General features: G+C 68.2%; 2 protein-coding genes and 2 pseudogenes. All 4 read left to right on the forward strand.

Features of this window, described 5'->3' with window-relative positions; all coding sequences use genetic code 11:
• Positions 1-316 precede the first annotated feature (316 nt).
• The gene (locus tag U9977_RS26415) at positions 317-688 is read left to right on the forward strand and encodes a hypothetical protein (protein ID WP_322751986.1); all 372 of its coding nucleotides are present in this window, start codon (positions 317-319) and stop codon (positions 686-688) included.
• A gap of 631 nt (positions 689-1319) precedes the next feature.
• Positions 1320-1544, forward strand: a pseudogene (locus U9977_RS26420) (hypothetical protein); the annotation flags it as partial.
• A 103-nt stretch (positions 1545-1647) separates the two neighbouring features.
• On the forward strand, positions 1648-2895 hold the full coding sequence (locus U9977_RS26425; protein WP_416210791.1) for a tyrosine-type recombinase/integrase: 1248 nt from the start codon (positions 1648-1650) through the stop codon (positions 2893-2895).
• A pseudogene (locus U9977_RS26430) lies at positions 2892-3458 on the forward strand (hypothetical protein); the annotation flags it as partial. The gene U9977_RS26425 and the pseudogene U9977_RS26430, both read left to right, overlap by 4 nt.

The following is a 3458-nucleotide window of genomic DNA, read 5'->3' on the forward strand; positions in this document are numbered from 1 at the left end:
ACGACACGAAGAAATCCCACCGCGGCGCCGGCCCCCCAGACGAAACCTCCACAGCAGCAGATCATGCCACCCGCAACCACCCTCGACTTGGCACACCTGGCAACACAGGTCGACGGGTTGGCAGCCCCCCGGCCGCGGCCCGTCACAGATCAGTTGCCCAGGGAGCTTTTTTCCGTCAGGACTCGGTCGAGGGGGAAGGTTCATCCCCGCCATACCGCCCCCTACAAGCCCCTGGCGGCGTTGTCGTCCCACGCGGTAGCGGTCCATGGTGGTGCGGGATTTCCAGCGGCCTTGGCGCAGGACGGCGGGTTCGGGGATGCCGTGGGCGGTAGGCCTCGGTGGCGAAGCCGCGGCGGGTGGAGCGGCCGGTGAGGCCGGCGGCGGTGGCTCGCCGGGCGAGGATGTCGGCAACGGCGCGGTCGGACCGCCGTTTCTCGGCGAGGTGGCCGTGGCGGTCAATGCCGCGGAACGCCGGGCCGGTGGTGAGGCCGGCGGCCGTGGTCCAGGCGCGCCAGGCGCGGACCGGGCACGTCGGCAGGTGCGAGCCGCAGGGCAGGTTGACCAGCGCGCCGGCGCCGTTCTGGTCGGTTTTCGACCGGCGGATGTGCAGGCGCAGGCCGTGGTCGTCCTCGGGAGGTCCTCGATGTCAAGAGCGACGAGTTCGCTGCGGCGTAGCGCGCCGGCGTAGGCGATGAGCAGCAGAGCCCGGTCGCGCAGGTCGGCGAGCCGCACCCCGTGCCCGTCGAACTCCATGATTTCGATCATGGCGCGGATGTCGCGGGTGCGGGTCGGGGTGACCTGGGCGGGGGCGACGGTGCAGGGTGCAGTCGCAGGCAGCTTCGGTGAAGTAGCCGGGGTAGCGCCGGCGAGCCAGACCAGCGGCAGGTGGTGGCCGACGCCGAGGCGGCGGGCGTCATCGCGGTGCAGATCAGCGCCTGAGCGGCGGGTGGGGCCTGCTGGCAGCGGTCGAGGAGCGCCGGCGCTCCAGCGAGGCACTGGATGATCTGTCCGTCGCGGGCGTAGGCGGCGGCCGACGGTCAATGCCATTGATCGACCGACTACCGCAACTACGCCCCGTAATCAAGATCCTCCGGCAGATTCAGGGAATCGAACCAAAGAATCAACGCCCCGACCTGGACACCTTCTATTCGATCAGCCATCAGACCTCATAGCTCTTACCTATTTGCCCAGGTCAGGGCATTGTTACGCATCGTGGTGGACCTAACGCACCAGAATAAGAACCGTTTGATCTTTGTTCAGGGTCCCGAAATCACTATCCGCCCGGTCGCCACGCGTCCGCCCACCAGGGACGTTGCTCGGTGAGCGCCGGTCCGGCAACATCATCCAGAGATTCGAACACACGTTCCGCATACCTGGCGGTCCCAGACGTTCCGGTCCGTCTGGTGACCGTGATCGTAGGGATTGTCGTCGCACTAACGTTCTTGTTCGGCTTCGGCAACGTCGCTACGCTCGGTATCCGCCTGGGAGTTCCGACGTACGTCGCGTTCCTCGTCGCGCCAGCGGTCGATCTCTCCGTCGTGGGAACCGTTGACCGGACTACCGGGCGGACGATCAGCGTGTCGTAGGCGGCGGGTGGTGGCCGGTCGGTAGATGTCACGCAGTTCCCAGTGAGAGGACTGCGTGTGGATGTCCGATAATTGTGATCGTGTGATTGATCTGATCGATCCGCCGGTGTGGGGTCGGGTGGTCCCGATGGTTGGCGTCGAACCGTTCTGCGTGGTGGACGAAGCGGGCCGGCCGGTCGAGCCGATCCGACGGTTCCTGCGTGATCTTGTAGCGCAGGGATGTTCGGCCACGACGATTCGCAGCTATGCGTTTGCGTTGCTGCGCTGGTGGCGGTTCCTGCGGGCGGTGGAGGTGGAATGGTCGAAGGCGTGTCCGGCGGAGGCACGGGATTTCGTGCTGTGGTTGCAGCGGACCAGTAAGCGCCGTCGGTTGCCGCGAACCGATTCCGCGAGTACGGCAGGAACGGTGAACTCGATTACCCGTAAGCGGTTCCAGGACGACAGCTATATGGTGGCCACGATTCGGCATTCGAACGCGGTCGTGCGGTCATTTTATGTGTTCTGGATCGAGCGGGGTGAAGGGCCGCTGGTCAATCCGGTGGTGCTGGCTCGGGGGCGGGGGCGGCGTCCTCATGCGCACCACAACCCGTTGGAGTCGTTCCGGGCCGAGGGGCGGCTGCGGTATAACCCGCCGGCGCCGAAATGCCGGCCGCGGGCGATGCCGGACGGGTTGTGGGAGCAGCTGTTCACAGCGATGCGTTCGGACCGTGACCGGGCGATCCTGGCGTTGGCGGTCAGTACCGGCGCTCGCGCCGGGGAGCTGCTGGGGATGCGCGGTGCCGATCTGGACTGGGGCGATCAGCTGATCCAGGTCCGGCGCAAGGGGACACGGGCGCCGCAGTGGCTGCCGGCCAGCCCGGAGGCGTTCGTGTGGCTGCGCCTGCACGTGGAGGAGATCGGCGGACTGGGTGCCGATGCGCCGGTCTGGCAGACGCTGCGCCGTCGTGCCCGCGACGGCGGCCCACCCGGTCGCGTGCCGTTGAACTACGAGGCGCTGCGGGCGGTGCTGCGTCGCGCGAACGGCCTACTGGGCACCAACTGGACCATGCACGACCTGCGGCATACCTGCGCCCTGCGCATGATCCGGGATGCTCGGCTGTCGCTGCGCGACGTGCAGACGATCCTCGGACACGCTCACCTGAGCACGACCGAGACCTACCTCGTGGAAGACGACCTTGAGGTGATCCGCCGAGTACGGGACCACCTCGCCAGCCGCGACGAGCAGCCCGCGCCGTCAGCCACCGGCGACGCGACGGCCCCGTATCGGGCTGAGGACCTCACCGTGCTGTTCGGGCAGGCCGGCCGATGACGGCAGCGCCCGCACCGGTCAGCGCCGAGGTGGCCGCCACCACGATGAGCACGGCGCGGGTCGGGCTGTTGAACTGGGCGAGCGCCGCACTGGTACTGGCGGAGATCCCGACGTTGCCGATGTTCCCCGCGGACCGCCACGGCGAGCAGTGGATTCGGGGAGCCGGCCGGGTTCTTCGCTGGCTCGGCGAGCACCCGGGGTCGGGGTGGCAGCAGCGGTGGGCGGCGGCCGAGGGGAACCGTTACGAGTGGATCGACCCGCTGTGCGCCCGCGAGGGGCTGAGCCTTTGGGCGGGTAAGGACGAACTACGCCGCGGCCTGGTCGGGCTGCTGCTGTGTCGGGCGATTCTGCCCAGCTACGACTTCATCCGCCGCTACCGGCCGTGCGCACTGCTCAGCCACACCCAACAGGTCGTCAGCCCGGCGCTGTTCGCCCGGCTCGGACGTGAAGCCCAGGTCATGGGCCTGTCCGGCCGGCAGCAAGGCGAGACGCTGGCGTTGATCGCCAGGGTCGTGCTGGTCACCGGCAAGACGGTGGAGCAGTTGGCCCCGGACGACCTATTC

The sequence above is a fragment of the Protofrankia sp. Cas8 genome, from assembly GCF_963555845.1.
Lineage (GTDB): Bacteria > Actinomycetota > Actinomycetes > Frankiales > Frankiaceae > Protofrankia.